General features: G+C 68.7%; 14 protein-coding genes. 9 read left to right on the top strand and 5 right to left on the bottom strand.

Translation table 11 applies throughout. From position 1 onward, the window contains the following. The first annotated feature begins 13 nt into the window (after window positions 1-13). From recQ to HD841_RS01280, 3 genes are all read left to right on the top strand, one after another. On the top strand, window positions 14-1,786 hold the full coding sequence (gene recQ, locus HD841_RS01290) for a DNA helicase RecQ (protein WP_179507082.1): 1,773 nt from the start codon (window positions 14-16) through the stop codon (window positions 1,784-1,786). An 88-nt stretch (window positions 1,787-1,874) separates the two neighbouring features. Next, window positions 1,875-2,309, top strand: coding sequence for a TIGR01244 family sulfur transferase (locus HD841_RS01285; RefSeq protein ID WP_179507081.1), 435 nt, complete (start codon window positions 1,875-1,877; stop codon window positions 2,307-2,309). Window positions 2,310-2,314: 5 nt separating this feature from the next. Then, a complete protein-coding gene (locus tag HD841_RS01280; RefSeq protein WP_179507080.1) occupies window positions 2,315-2,740 on the top strand; it encodes a hypothetical protein in 426 nt (141 codons plus the stop codon). A gap of 216 nt (window positions 2,741-2,956) precedes the next feature. On the opposite strand, the gene HD841_RS01275 is transcribed toward HD841_RS01280, so the two are convergent. After that, window positions 2,957-4,030, bottom strand: coding sequence for an alkene reductase (locus HD841_RS01275; RefSeq protein ID WP_179507079.1), 1,074 nt, complete (start codon window positions 4,028-4,030; stop codon window positions 2,957-2,959). Between the two features lie 51 nt (window positions 4,031-4,081). Between HD841_RS01275 and HD841_RS01270 the strand changes: the two genes are divergently transcribed. The 6 genes from HD841_RS01270 (at window position 4,082) to HD841_RS01245 (ending at window position 10,219) form a co-directional block, all read left to right on the top strand. Next, a complete protein-coding gene (locus HD841_RS01270) occupies window positions 4,082-5,032 on the top strand; it encodes a DMT family transporter (RefSeq protein ID WP_179507078.1) in 951 nt (316 codons plus the stop codon). Next, window positions 5,029-5,682 carry a COQ9 family protein gene (locus HD841_RS01265; protein WP_179507077.1) on the top strand — a complete coding sequence of 218 codons (654 nt, stop codon included), beginning with the start codon at window positions 5,029-5,031 and terminating at the stop codon, window positions 5,680-5,682. Before HD841_RS01270 ends, HD841_RS01265 begins: the two co-directional genes overlap by 4 nt. A gap of 216 nt (window positions 5,683-5,898) precedes the next feature. Beyond that, a complete protein-coding gene (locus tag HD841_RS01260; RefSeq protein ID WP_179507076.1) occupies window positions 5,899-6,174 on the top strand; it encodes a FeoA family protein in 276 nt (91 codons plus the stop codon). 2 nt (window positions 6,175-6,176) lie between these two features. Then, complete coding sequence (gene feoB / locus HD841_RS01255) at window positions 6,177-8,039, top strand: ferrous iron transporter B (protein ID WP_179507075.1); 1,863 nt, start codon at window positions 6,177-6,179, stop codon at window positions 8,037-8,039. 18 nt (window positions 8,040-8,057) lie between these two features. Next, window positions 8,058-8,630: a single-stranded DNA-binding protein gene (gene ssb, locus HD841_RS01250; protein ID WP_179507074.1), complete on the top strand. Its 573-nt coding sequence runs from the start codon at window positions 8,058-8,060 to the stop codon at window positions 8,628-8,630. Window positions 8,631-8,746: 116 nt separating this feature from the next. Further along, the gene (locus tag HD841_RS01245; protein WP_179508046.1) at window positions 8,747-10,219 is read left to right on the top strand and encodes a PAS domain-containing protein; all 1,473 of its coding nucleotides are present in this window, start codon (window positions 8,747-8,749) and stop codon (window positions 10,217-10,219) included. Window positions 10,220-10,265: 46 nt separating this feature from the next. Here HD841_RS01245 and HD841_RS01240 read toward each other — a convergent pair whose 3' ends face one another. The 4 genes from HD841_RS01240 to metX all read right to left on the bottom strand — a co-directional run bounded on the left by HD841_RS01240 (window position 10,266) and on the right by metX (window position 12,882). Continuing rightward, complete coding sequence (locus HD841_RS01240) at window positions 10,266-10,667, bottom strand: response regulator (RefSeq protein WP_179507073.1); 402 nt, start codon at window positions 10,665-10,667, stop codon at window positions 10,266-10,268. Window positions 10,668-10,754: 87 nt separating this feature from the next. Continuing rightward, a complete protein-coding gene (metW, locus tag HD841_RS01235; RefSeq protein ID WP_179507072.1) occupies window positions 10,755-11,342 on the bottom strand; it encodes a methionine biosynthesis protein MetW in 588 nt (195 codons plus the stop codon). Further along, on the bottom strand, window positions 11,339-11,770 hold the full coding sequence (locus tag HD841_RS01230) for a GNAT family N-acetyltransferase (RefSeq protein ID WP_179507071.1): 432 nt from the start codon (window positions 11,768-11,770) through the stop codon (window positions 11,339-11,341). Before HD841_RS01230 ends, metW begins: the two co-directional genes overlap by 4 nt. Next, window positions 11,767-12,882 (bottom strand): homoserine O-acetyltransferase MetX, encoded by a 1,116-nt coding sequence (gene metX, locus HD841_RS01225; RefSeq protein WP_179507070.1) that lies wholly within the window; start codon window positions 12,880-12,882, stop codon window positions 11,767-11,769. Before metX ends, HD841_RS01230 begins: the two co-directional genes overlap by 4 nt. Window positions 12,883-12,914: the final 32 nt, after the last annotated feature.

Raw genomic sequence — 12,914 nt, 5'->3', positions numbered from 1 at the left:
ACATGGCGCGGTGATGATCCCCGATCCCCTGCCTACATTGTCGCGCGTCTTCGGCTTCCCTGCGTTCCGTGGCGTGCAGGAGGATGTCGTCAGCCGCGTGCTGGCGGGGCAGCGGACGCTCGGCGTGATGCCGACCGGCGCGGGCAAGTCGCTCTGCTACCAATTGCCGTCGGTGATGATGGAGGGGACGTGCGTCGTCGTCTCGCCGCTGATCGCGCTGATGCACGACCAGCTGCGCGCCGCCGAGGCGGTCGGCATCCGCGCCGCGACGCTGACCAGCGCCGACCAGAATCGCGCCGAATCGATCGCGCGCTTCCGCGCCGGCGAGCTCGACCTGCTCTATATCGCACCCGAACGTGCCTCGACCGGCCATTTCCGCGAGCTGCTGGCGAGCGCAAAGCTGAGCCTGTTCGCGATCGACGAGGCGCATTGCGTCAGCGAATGGGGTCACGATTTCCGCCCCGATTACCGGCTGCTCGCGCCGCTGATGGACGCCTTTCCCGAGGTGCCGCGGCTGGCGCTGACCGCGACCGCCGACGCGCATACCCGCAGCGACATATTGCAGCAGCTCGGCATTCCCGCGGACGGGCTGATCGTCTCGGGGTTCGACCGGCCCAATATCCGCTATGCGATCACTCCCAAGGCGAACACCACCAAGCAGATCGCCGACGTCATCGCCGCCACCCCCGGCCCCGGCATCGTCTATGCGCAGACCCGCGCCGCGACCGAGAAGCTCGCCGAGGCGTTGAGCCGCACCGGACGGCCGACCCGCGCCTATCATGCCGGGCTCGAGACGCACATCCGCCAGAAGAATCAGGCCGATTTCGTCGCGTCTGAGGATATGGTGATCTGCGCGACGGTGGCGTTCGGCATGGGGATCGACAAGCCCGACGTCCGCTTCGTCGCGCATGCCGGCCTGCCCAAATCGATCGAGGCTTATTATCAGGAGACCGGCCGCGCCGGGCGCGACGGCGACCCGGCGGTGGCGCATCTGTTCTGGGGCGCGGAGGATTTCGCCCGCGCCCGCCAGCGGATCGGCGAGGTCGAGCCCGAGCGGCAGGCGGGCGAGCGCGCGCGGCTGGCAGCGCTCGGCGCGTTGGTCGAGACCGCGGGCTGCCGCCGCCGCATCCTGCTCAAGCATTTCGGTGAGGACCGGCAGGAGGATTGCGGCAATTGCGACAATTGCCTTGGCAGTCCCGATGCGGTCGACGCGACGCAGACCGCGATGAAGTTCCTGTCGGCGGTGTTCCGCACCGGGCAGATGTTCGGGGCCGGCTATGTCGAGCAGGTGCTGCTCGGCCAGTCGACCGAGCGCAGCGTCGATCGCGGGCATGAGTCGCTGTCGGTCTGGGGGATCGTCGACGGCGAGGAGGCGGCGCTGATCAAGCCGGTGGCGCGCGCGCTGCTGCTGCGCGACGCGCTGCGCACCAATGCGCATGGCGGGCTGGAGTTCGGCCCCGGCGCGCGGCCGATCCTCAAGGAAGGGCAGCAGGTGATGCTGGTCGTGCCGCCCAAGCGCGCGCGCGGCGGCCGCAAGCGCGATGCCGGCGTCGCCGCCAATCCGGCGGACAATCCGCTGTTCGAGGCGCTGCGCTCGTGCCGGCGCGACCTTGCCAAGGAGGCGGGGGTGCCGCCGTACGTCATCTTCCACGATTCGGTGCTGCGCGAGATGGCGGCGCAGCGGCCGACCAGCCGCGCCGAGCTGATGCACCTGTCGGGCATCGGCGCGCGCAAGCTCGATGCCTATGGCGACGCCTTCCTCGACGTGATCCGGTCGCACGGCTGAGCCGTTCTTGCTTAAAAAAGTCTGTGCAATCGGTTCGATCGCGACCAAAATAGCTGACGCGCCACGGCTGATCGCGTAATGCCACCGGATGGCCGACATTCGCAGCATCAACGACCGGATCAGCGTCGCCCCGCAGATCGCTCCCGAGGATATCGCGGCGATCAAGGCGGCGGGTTTCGTCGCGATCGTCAACAACCGCCCCGACGACGAGGAAGGCGGTCAGCCGAGCGGCGACACGATCCGCGCCGCGGCGGAGGCGGCGGGCCTCGCCTATAGCGCGATCCCCGTGACGCATGCCGGCTTCTCGCACCCGCAGATCGACGCGATGGCGGCGGCGCTGACCGCGGCCGACGGGCCGGTGCTCGCCTATTGCCGGTCGGGGACGCGCAGCTGCAACCTGTGGGCGCTCGCCGCGGCCAAGGCGGGGCGCGACCCCGAGCTGCTCGTCGCGCAGGCGCGCGGTGCGGGCTACGACCTTGCCGGCATGAAGCCGACGCTGGACGCGCTCGCCGGCGGAGCGTGACGGACGTGACCGATCGGGAAATCTGGATCGCGGTCGGTGCGGCGGTGGTCGCGATAGCGGTGACGCTCGGCGTCGTGCTGGCGCTGCGCGGCCGGCGCAAGCCGCGCATCGTCAGCCCCGAGGAGGCGGCGGAGGCCGCCGAGCGCGCGCTGTCCGGCTTCGATACGCAGGGTGCGGTGGTCGGGGCCGACGGCGGCGGCGCACTGGCGGTCGACCGCGCCGGGCGGGTCGCGGTGATGACGCGTCAGGGCGCGGGAATCGCGGTTCGCGAAGTGTCCTGGGGTGCGCTGCGGTCGACCGCGGAGGGCATCCTGATCGACACCGGCGAGCGGCGGCTCGGCGCGGTGCTGGTCGCAGGGGTCGACGCGCTCGACGTGCGGCGGCTGGCGCCGGCCGATCTCAAGCGGCTCGTGCCGCATCTCGGGCGGTAGCGCTCTGTTCCTCCCCCGCCAGGGGGAGGTGGCAGGCCAGAGGCCTGACGGAGGGGGAGGAAACGGCGAACTGCGTCGTATGCAGCGACGCCCCCTCCGCCACCCGGCTGGGCCGGGCGGTCCCCAGTGCAAGGTTGATCAGGCCGCCGGCATGATCTTGGATCGCCGGTGGGCAATCCAACCTTGCACTCCCGCCGAAGCGAGGGAGGAATTGGGTTACGCCGCCTCGGTCTCGAGCGCCGGGTAATCGATGTACCCTTCCGGCCCCTTCGAATACCAGGTCGCCTGATTGTCCTCGGCAAGCGGGGCGCCGCGACGCAGGCGTTCGACCAGATCGGGGTTGGCGATGAACTTGCGACCGAAGGCGATGCCGTCGGCCAGCCCGGAGTCGAGATCGGCCTGCGCCTGCGCCAGCGTATAATCCTGGTTGAGGATCAGCGGGCGCTTGAACACCTGGCGGATCTGCGGGCTGAGCTTGGGCACGTCGGTGCTGCCGAAGGTGCCGTCGGGCGCCTGTTCGCGCAGTTCGAGGAAGCCGATGCCGAGCGCGTCGAGCGCCGCGGCGGCGGGCACGAAGACGCTGGCGGGATCGCTGTCGTCGGCGCCCTGCGTCTCGCCGTTGGGCGACAGGCGGATCGAGGTGCGGCCGGCGCCGACCGCGTCGGTCACCCGCGCCACCACTTCACGCATGAAGCGGATGCGGTTCTCCGGACTGCCGCCATAATCGTCGTCGCGCAGGTTGGTGTTGTCGCGCAGGAACTGGTCGATCAGATAGCCATTGGCGCCATGGATCTGGACGCCGTCGAACCCGGCGCGCAGCGCGTTGGTCGCGGCATCGGCATATTCGTCCTGCGCGCGCTTGATGTCGTCGAGCGTCGCCGCCTGCGCCTCGGCATAGGGATTTTCGGGCTTGTGATAGGGCGCACGCGTCGCCGAGGACGACAGCGGCGTCATGCCGATCACGTCCGGGCGGGCAAGCCGGCCCATATGCCAGATCTGCGCGACGATCTTGCCGCCCGCCTCGTGCACCGCCGCGGTCACCGGCTTCCATGCCTCGACCTGCGCGTCGGTCCAGAGGCCCGGAGCGTTCGGCCAGCCCAGCCCCTGGCGGCTGACGCCGGTGCCTTCGGTGATGATCAGGCCGGCGCCGGCGCGCTGGCGATAATAATCGACCATGATGTCGGTAGGCACATGGTCGTCGGTGGCGCGGCCGCGGGTGAGCGGCGCCATGAGCACGCGGTTGGCGGCGTGGATATCGCCTAACTGGATCGGTTCGAAAAGGCTCGGCATAGAAGCTCCCAAATGGCCTGACGGACGGGAGATAGGGCGCTACAGGGCGGCATGCATCAGGCGCCGCCCCCAAGAAAAACTGTCGCGGCGGCAACCTGGGAGGCGCCGGGGATCGCGTTCGCGGCGCTGGTCGTCGCCAATGTCGCGCTCGCCTTCGGGCCGTGGTTCGTCCGCCTCGCCGATGTCGGGCCGGTCGCCGCCGGATTCTGGCGGATCACGCTCGCCATCCCCTTCCTCGCCGGACTGGCGCTGGCGAGCGGCGGGCGACCGGTGCGGATGACCGCCGGGCTGTGGATCATGCTCGCGGTCGGCGGCGTCGCCTTTGCCGCGGACCTCGGCAGCTGGCACCTCGGTATAGTCCGCACGACGATGGCCAATGCAACGCTGTTCGGCAATTCGGCGATCCTGATCTATCCGCTCTACGGCTTCCTCGTCGCCAGGGCCTGGCCGACGCGGATGCAGGGGATCGCGCTGCTGCTCGCCGCGCTCGGGGCGGCGCTGCTGATGGGGCGATCCTATCAGCTCGACTCGCGCAACCTCGCCGGCGACCTGCTCTGCATCCTCGCCGGCATCCTCTACACGCTGTACATCGTGGTGATGGCGCGTATCCGGCGGGCGATGCGGCCGCTGCCGGCGCTGGCCCTGGCGAGCGCGGCGACCGCGCTGCCGATGCTCGCCTTCGCGCTGCTGCTGCACGAACAGGTGATGCCTCAGCAATGGACGCCGCTGCTCGGGCTGGCGCTGGTCAGCCAGGTGATCGGCCAAGGCTGCATGATCTTCGCGCTCGGCCGCCTGTCGCCGCTGGTGATCGGCATCGGGTTGCTGATCCAGCCGGTGGTGGCGGGAGCGATCGGCTGGGTCGAATATGGCGAGAGATTGCAGGGACCGGATTGGGTCGGCGTCGCGTTGGTCGCGCTGGCATTGGTGCTGGTCCGGCGCGCCGAGGTTGCGCCGTCGCGTCGGCGGGCGCAGGAGACAGCCGTGCAGGAGGTAGAAGCATGACGCAGGACCTGACGCTCGACGAGATCCGCGCGGCGCTCGCCGAGGGGATCGCCGCCAACGCCGCATTCGATGGCTGGGGCGATGCCGCGCGCGACATGGCGGCCGACGGAGCCGGCATCGACCGCGACGTCGCGCGGCTCGCCTTTTCGGGCGGCGCGGTGGAGATGATCGACGCCTGGTTCGCGGCGATCGACCGCCAGATGGCCGCCGATCTGCCGCCAGAGGCGCTGGCGGCGATGAAGATCCGCGCCCGGATCACCGCCCTGGTCGAGGCGCGGCTGGCGATCGTCGCGCCCAATCGCGAATCGCTGCGCCGCGCGCGTGCGATCCTCGCGCTGCCACAGCATGTCGCCCGCGCGACTCGCCTGGGCTGGCGCAGCGTCGATCTGATGTGGCGGCTGGCCGGCGATACGGCGACGGATTACAATCATTATACCAAGCGCACGATCCTGCTCGGCGTCTATGCGGCGACGACGACCGTCTTCCTCGATGACGACAGCGAAGGCCATGCGGAGACCCGCGCCTTCCTCGCGCGGCGGATCGACGGGATCATGCGCTTCGAGAAGACCAAGGCGGCCTTCACCAAGCGCTATGAACATCGGCCGAGTTTGTCGCGGTTTATCGGCCGGTTGCGCTACCCGGCGGCGTGACATCGCATTTCTCCCCCCGTCGCGGGAGGTGGTCGCGACGCGGGGATGGGGGGATACGGTAAGCTCGGCGCTTGCGGGAACGCCCCCGCCACCAACGGCCTGCGGTCGTCCCCTCCCCCGTTGAAGCGAGGGAGGAATTGGCGGTCGCCGCCGTCCCCGACATTTACTCCCGCGCCCGCTTTACTCCCCCGTGGGTAAATGATAATCAGTCGCATCATGGATATGTCGCGTACCGTCGTTCCTGCCCTCGACCTCGTGTCGCTCCCGTGTCGTCAGCGCGCGACCGTGGCTGCGATCGACTGGACCCGCCTGGCGGTGCCCGAGGCGCGACGGTTGCGCGAACTGGGCTTCGATGAAGGCGTGCCGGTCGAGGTGCTGCATCGCGCCTCGCTCGGCAGCGGCCCGATCGCCTGCCGGGTCGGCCGCATGACCGTCGCGCTGCGCCGCGGCGTCGCCGGCGCGGTGCATGTGGCTCCCGCCACCGCCGAATAATCGTGCATGCCGCTCCGCTGGTGGCGCTGGTCGGCAATCCCAATGCCGGCAAAAGCGCGCTGTTCAACGCGCTGACCGGCGCGCGGCAGAAGGTCGGCAATTATCCCGGCGTCACGGTAGAGCGCCATTCGGGCCGGCTGGTGCTCGACGACGGGCGCCCGGTCGAGCTGATCGACCTGCCCGGCGCCTACAGCCTCGAACCCTCCAGCCCCGACGAGCGCGTCACCCGTGACGTCGTCACCGGGGCGAGCAGCCTCGAACGGCTGCCCGACGTGCTGGTCGTCGTGGTCGACGCCGCCAATCTCGACAATCATCTGCGCTTCACGCTCCAGCTGATCGCACTCGGGCTGCCGGTGGTCGTCGCGCTCAACATGGTCGATCTCGCCGAGCGCGACGGGCTGACGCTCGACGCCGCGGTGCTCGAACGCGAACTGGGCGTGCCGGTGATCCCGACTGTCGCGGTCCGCCGGCGCGGGCTCGACGCCTTGCGCGCCGCGGTCGCCGACGCGGTGGGTGGCGGCGGCAAGGCGCGCATCCGCGACGCCGCCGCCGGTACGCAGGACGACATCGTCCAGTTGCAGCGGCGCGCGCGACAGATCGCCACCGCGGCAACTGTTTCGGAAACCGCCGGCCGACGCTGGGCGCATATGCTCGACACGGTGGCGCTGCATCCGATCGCCGGACCGCTGCTGCTCGTCACCATCCTGTTCGTCATGTTCCAGGCGGTGTTCACCTGGGCGGCGGTACCGGCCGACGCGATCGATGCCGGCTTCGCGACCCTGCAAGATGCGATAAAGACCAGCCTGCCCGACGGCTTCTTCCGCTCTCTGCTCACCGATGGGCTGATCGCCGGCGTCGGCGCGGTGATCGTCTTCCTGCCGCAGATCCTGATCCTGTTCCTGTTCATCCTGATCCTCGAATCCTCGGGCTATATGGTCCGCGCGGCGTTCCTGATGGATCGGTTGATGGCGACCGTCGGCCTGTCGGGCCGCGCCTTCATCCCGCTGCTGTCGAGCTTCGCCTGCGCCGTGCCGGGCATCATGGCGACGCGGGTTATCGAGGATGAGAAGGACCGGCTGACCACCATCCTGATCGCGCCGCTGATGACGTGCAGCGCCCGCTGGCCGGTGTACACGCTGATCATCGGCGCGATGATCCCCAATACCCTGATCGCGCCTTTCGTGCGCTTGCAGGGCGTCGTCATGTTCGGGCTGCTCGTGATCGGCATCGCCGGCGCCTATGCCGCCGCGCTGGTGCTGCGCCGGACCGTCACCAAGGGGGCGTCGTCCGGGTTCATGATGGAGATGCCGAAATACCAGGTGCCGCTGGTCCGCGACGTCCTGCTCGGCCTGTGGCAGCGCGCGGTGATCTTCCTGAAGCGCGCCGGCACGATCATCGCCGCGACCACCGTCGTGCTGTGGCTGCTGCTCAGCTTTCCCAAGCCGCCCGAGGGCAGCGGCGTCAGCCCGGTCGATTATTCGATCGGCGGGCGGATCGGCCATGGCATCGAATATGTCGTCAAGCCGATCGGCTTCAACCGCGACATCGCGCTGGCGCTGCTGCCGGCGATGGCGGCGCGCGAGGTGGCGGTATCGGCGATCGGCACCGTCTATGCCATCGACGACAAGGAAGGCAGCGGCACCGACCGCATCACCGACCAGATCCGCGGCCGCTGGACGCTGCCGACCGCGCTCGCCTTCCTGATGTGGTTCGTCTTCGCCCCGCAGTGCATTTCCACGATCGCGGTGACCCGCCGTGAGACCAACGGCTGGAAATGGCCGCTGTTCATGGTTGGCTATTTGTTCGCCGCCGCCTACATCATGGCCGGAATCACATATTGGCTGGCGGTGTTCGCCGGCCTCTAGGCATTTTCGGGGCATTTCATGGCGGGTAGCGTCAACAAGGTCATTCTCGTCGGCAACCTGGGGCGCGACCCCGAATCGCGGTCGTTCCAGAATGGCGGCAAGGTGGTCAACCTGCGCATCGCCACGTCCGATTCCTGGAAGGACAAGAACACCGGCGAGCGCAAGGAAAAGACCGAATGGCATTCGGTCGCGATCTTCAACGAAGGCCTCGCCAATGTCGCCGAACGCTTCCTGCGCAAGGGCTCGAAGGTCTATATCGAAGGCGCGCTGCAGACCCGCAAATGGCAGGATCAGCAGGGTAACGACAAATATTCGACCGAGATCGTGTTGCAGGGCTTCAACAGCGTGCTGACGATGCTCGACGGTCCCGGCGGCGGCCAGGGCGGCGGCGGTGGCGGTCGCGGCGGTGCCGGCGGCGGCGATGACTGGGCCGGCGGCGACGATTTCGGCGGCGGTTCGTCGGGCGGCGGCTATGGTGGCGGCGGCAGCCGTGGCGGCAGCGCACCTGCGGGCGGCGGCAACCGCGGCGGCGGCAGCTTCGGCCAGGGTGGGGGCTTCGCCGACGATCTCGACGACGACGTGCCGTTCTGAGCGATCCCACGCCACCCACCGGTCCGATACTGCATTGCGGCGTGCCGCCGGTCCCACCGGCGCCCGCGCCGGTCGCGCCCGGCTGGCGCGTCGACGAGGCGACGCGCATCGCCGCGATGCAGGCCTATGACCTCGAATCGCTGCGCGACAGCGCATCGCTGAAACAGATCACCGACTTCGCCGCCGCGCTATGCGGCACGCCGATCGCGCTGGTCAGCCTGGTCGAAGAGACGCAGCAGACCTTCCTGTCGCGCACCGGCCTGGAAGTCTCGGAAACGCCGCGCGAAATGTCCTTCTGCCAGCATGCGATGCTGGAGGAGCGGATCATGGTGATCCCCGACGCGACGCAGGACCCCCGCTTTATCGACAATGCGCTGGTCACCGGCGACCTGCATCTGCGCTTCTACGCCGGTGCGCCGTTGGTGTCGGACGACGGCATTCCGCTGGGTTCGCTGTGCGTCATCGACACCGTCGCCCGCCAGGGGCTCAGCAAGTTGCAGATCCAGGGGCTGACGACGCTGGCCGACAACGTCATGGCGCGGCTGCGCGACAGCCGCGACGCGGCCGCCTGGCGCGCCACCGAGCGCGCGACCCGTCGCCAGCTTACCGACAGCGAGGATCGCTTCCGCACGCTTGCCGACACGATGCCGCAGATGGTCTGGTCGACGCTGCCCGATGGCTATCACGATTATTACAATGCGCGCTGGTACGAGTTCACCGGCACGCCCCCCGGATCGACCGATGGCGAAGGCTGGAACGACGTGTTCCACCCCGAGGACCAGACGCGTGCCTGGGACGTCTGGCGCCACTCGCTCGAGACCGGCGAGCCCTATCAGATCGAATATCGCCTGCGCCATTTCGACGGCACCTATCGCTGGGTGCTCGGCCGGGCGCTGCCGATCCGCGACGGCGAGGGGCGGATCACGCGCTGGTTCGGCACCTGCACCGACATCCACGAACAGAAATTGGCGCTGCACGAGCGCGAGGTGATCAGCCAGGAACTGTCCCACCGGATCAAGAACATCTTCTCGGTGATCTCGGGACTCATCTCGTTCGCGGCGCGCAGTCAGCCCGCCTTCGCACCGATCGCGGCCGATCTGCGCCAGCGGATCACCGCGCTCGGTCGCGCGCATGATTTCGTACGGCCGCACAGCCCGCAATCGCGCCCCTCGGTACAGCAGGACAGCCTGCACGGGCTGCTCGCCGAGCTGTTCGAACCCTATCAGCGCGGCGACCAGCCGCCGATCACGGTGACCGGCGACGAGATCGCGATCGATGACCGCTCGGCGACGCCGCTCGCGCTGCTGTTCCACGAGCTGGCCACCAACGCGACCAAATATGGTGCCCTCTCCACCGAGAGCGGGACGATCGGCATCACAGTCACGCGCAGCGCCGATCATGCGACGTTGTGCTGGACCGAGCGCGGTGGCCCGGCCGTGACGGCTCCCGATGGGCCGAACGGCTTCGGCAGCCAGTTGATCGAACTGTCGGCGGTGCGTCAGCTCGGCGGCACGGTGACTCGCGACTGGCAGGTGGAGGGACTGGTGATGACGATCACCGTGCCCCTGGCGGCGTTCCGGCGCAACTGAGGGCGGGACGGGCTGCCGGGCGACCCGCCCGAGCACGCCGCAGATGTCAGGCGATATCGGCGCCGAGCATGACGATGTCGTCGTTGGCGGGCTTCTCGCCCTCGGTCGCAAAGGCGGCTGCCGCGAGGATCGCCGCTTCGCTGAACGGCTTGCGGATATAGCCGAGCGCGCAGTCCATGCCGCGATCGATCTGCGCCGGATTGGCGGTGACGAACACGACCTTGACGCCATAATCGCGCGCCATCCGCTCGGCGATGCCGGGGCCGGTCGGCCCGTCGCGCAGATTGACGTCGACGAAGGCGAAGCCGCAACCGGGTGCCGCCTCGATCGCGCTGGCGCTGTCCGCGGCGATCGCTGCGACGCTATAGCCAGCATCGAGCAGGATCCGCTCCAGGTCCAAGGCTACGAAAATCTCGTCTTCAACAATCAAGGCAGTCTTGGTCATCATGCGTCCTGGCTTGGCTAGGCCAAACCGCCGTTGGGGCGGATAGTTCCGGTGTTTACCATAAGAATGTCGATATTCGACATGCTGTGTTCAGCGCCGCAGCAGGAACACGGCATGCTGGGCGAGCAGATTCGCCGCCGCCGAACTGCGTTGCCGATCGCCGGACAGGAACCAGGCGCCCTCCACCACGACCTCCCGCTGCTTCAGGAAGGCACGGAAATCGTCGATCGTGACATGGTGGATGTTGGGCGTGTCATACCATTGTTCGGGCAATTGCCGCGTCACCGGCATCCGCCCGCCCCACAGCAGCGACAGGCGCACCCGCCATTGCGCGAAATTGGGAAAACTGACGAACGCGCGCCGCCCGATCCTCAGCAATTGGTCGAGCACCACGTCGGGCGCGCGCGCGGTCTGCAAGGTCTGGCTGAGGATCGCGTAATCGAAACTCTGGTCGGGATAGCCGGCGAGATCGATATCGGCATCGCCCTGGATCACCGACAGGCCGCGCGCGACCGCGGCGGCGACGTTGCCGGCATCGATCTCCAGTCCGCGCGCATCGCAGCCGCGCGTGTCGCGGAGCGCCGCCATCAGCGCACCATCGCCGCAGCCGACGTCGAGCACGCGGCTCCCCGGTGCGACATGGTCGGCGATCACCGCCAGGTCGGGGCGCAGCGTCATGGCGCGTCCCGCAGCATCGCCGCCGCCTCGGGTGACAGCCGCTCCATATAACGATCGGGACGCAGCGGCGCATGGAAGCCGAGCTTGGCATAGACGCCATGCGCGTCGGCGGTGACGAGACCGATGCGGCGGATACCGGCGAAGGCGGGATGATCGACGAACCAGCCGACCATGCGACGCCCCAGCCCCTGCCCGCGCACCGCCTGATCGACCCAGACGTCGGCGATCCAGGCGAAGGTGGCGTGATCGGTGATGGCACGCGCGAAGCCGACCTGCTCGCCATCACGATAGGCGCCAAGGCAATGCGAGCCGGCGATCGCCCGCTCGACCAGATCGCGCGCGATGCCCGGCGACCAATAGCTCGATGCCAGCCAGCCATGGATGCGCGCCACGTCCAGCCGCGCCTTGTCGTCGTCGAGCGCGATCATCGTCCGCCCCGCAGGAAGCCGTCGACCACGCGGTTCATCTCGGGCGCGTCGAGCAGGAAGGCGTCATGGCCATAGGGGCTCGAGAGTTCGACGAAGCTGACCGGTGCACCGGCGGCATTCAGCGCCTGCACGATGTTGCGCGACTCCACCGTCGGATAGAGCCAGTCGGTGTCGAAACTGACCAGACAGAAGCGCGCGCGGCTGGCGCGGAAGGCGTTGGCGAGCAGCCCGCCATGTTCCTCGGCAAGGTCGAAATAGTCCATCGCACGGGTGATGTAGAGATAGCTGTTGGCGTCGAACCGGTCGACGAAGCTCAGGCCCTGGTGGCGCAGATAGCTCTCCACCTGGAAATCCGCGTCGAAGCCGAAGCTCTTCGCCTCGCGCGCCTGCAAACGACGGCCGAACTTCTCGGTGAGTCCGGCCTCGGACAGATAGGTGATGTGCGCCGCCATCCGCGCCACCGCGAGGCCCGCCGCGGGCGGTTCGCCGCCGTAATAATCGCCGCTTTGCCAATTGGGATCGGCCATGATCGCCTGCCGCCCGACCTCGTGGAACGCGATGTTCTGCGCGGTGTGACGCGCGGTCGAGGCGATGATCACCGCCGCATCGATCCGCTCGGGGAAGGTCGCGGTCCAGCTCAGCGCCTGCATGCCGCCCATCGAGCCGCCGACGATCGCCTTCAGCCGGCCGACGCCGAGATGGTCGAGCAGCATCGCCTGCGCGCGCACCATGTCGCGGATCGTGATGACCGGGAAGGCCATCCCCCACGGCCGCCCCGTCGCCGGATTGACGCTCGCGGGGCCGGACGAGCCCATGCAGCTGCCCAGGACATTGGCGCAGATGACGAAGTCGCGCGCCGGATCGATCGGCTTGCCGGGCCCGATCATCCGCGTCCACCAGCCCGGCTTGCCGGTGCGCGGATGCGTCGAGGCGACGTGCTGGTCGCCGGTCAGCGCATGGCAGACGAGGATCGCATTGCCGCCATCGGAAGCGAGGCTGCCATAGGTTTCATAGGCGATCTCGACCGGCGACAGCAGCACGCCGCCGTCGAGGCGCAGCGGCCCGGGCAGCGTGACGTGGCGGTTGCATCCGAAACGGTCGTCCCCGGTCATCACCGGGTCGCTACGGCGCTCTTCTTGTCAAC

Origin of the sequence: Sphingomonas melonis (assembly GCF_013409985.1) — a bacterium.
GTDB classification, from domain to species: domain Bacteria; phylum Pseudomonadota; class Alphaproteobacteria; order Sphingomonadales; family Sphingomonadaceae; genus Sphingomonas; species Sphingomonas melonis_A.
Note: the sequence above shows the minus strand (reverse complement) of the source record. Positions and strands in the feature narration are given on the sequence as shown.

Excerpts from the sequence above, each read along its gene's own strand:
- HD841_RS01240 (WP_179507073.1), bottom strand. The coding sequence starts at position 10,667 with ATGATGACCAAGACTGCCTTGATTGTTGAAGACGAGATTTTCGTAGCC.
- HD841_RS01285 (WP_179507081.1), top strand. The coding sequence starts at position 1,875 with ATGGCCGACATTCGCAGCATCAACGACCGGATCAGCGTCGCCCCGCAG.
- HD841_RS01230 (WP_179507071.1), bottom strand. The coding sequence starts at position 11,770 with ATGATCGCGCTCGACGACGACAAGGCGCGGCTGGACGTGGCGCGCATC.
- metW (WP_179507072.1), bottom strand. The coding sequence starts at position 11,342 with ATGACGCTGCGCCCCGACCTGGCGGTGATCGCCGACCATGTCGCACCG.
- HD841_RS01245 (WP_179508046.1), top strand. The coding sequence starts at position 8,747 with ATGCAGGCCTATGACCTCGAATCGCTGCGCGACAGCGCATCGCTGAAA.
- ssb (WP_179507074.1), top strand. The coding sequence starts at position 8,058 with ATGGCGGGTAGCGTCAACAAGGTCATTCTCGTCGGCAACCTGGGGCGC.
- HD841_RS01260 (WP_179507076.1), top strand. The coding sequence starts at position 5,899 with ATGGATATGTCGCGTACCGTCGTTCCTGCCCTCGACCTCGTGTCGCTC.
- recQ (WP_179507082.1), top strand. The coding sequence starts at position 14 with ATGATCCCCGATCCCCTGCCTACATTGTCGCGCGTCTTCGGCTTCCCT.
- HD841_RS01270 (WP_179507078.1), top strand. The coding sequence starts at position 4,082 with ATGCATCAGGCGCCGCCCCCAAGAAAAACTGTCGCGGCGGCAACCTGG.
- metX (WP_179507070.1), bottom strand. The coding sequence starts at position 12,882 with ATGACCGGGGACGACCGTTTCGGATGCAACCGCCACGTCACGCTGCCC.
- HD841_RS01275 (WP_179507079.1), bottom strand. The coding sequence starts at position 4,030 with ATGCCGAGCCTTTTCGAACCGATCCAGTTAGGCGATATCCACGCCGCC.
- HD841_RS01265 (WP_179507077.1), top strand. The coding sequence starts at position 5,029 with ATGACGCAGGACCTGACGCTCGACGAGATCCGCGCGGCGCTCGCCGAG.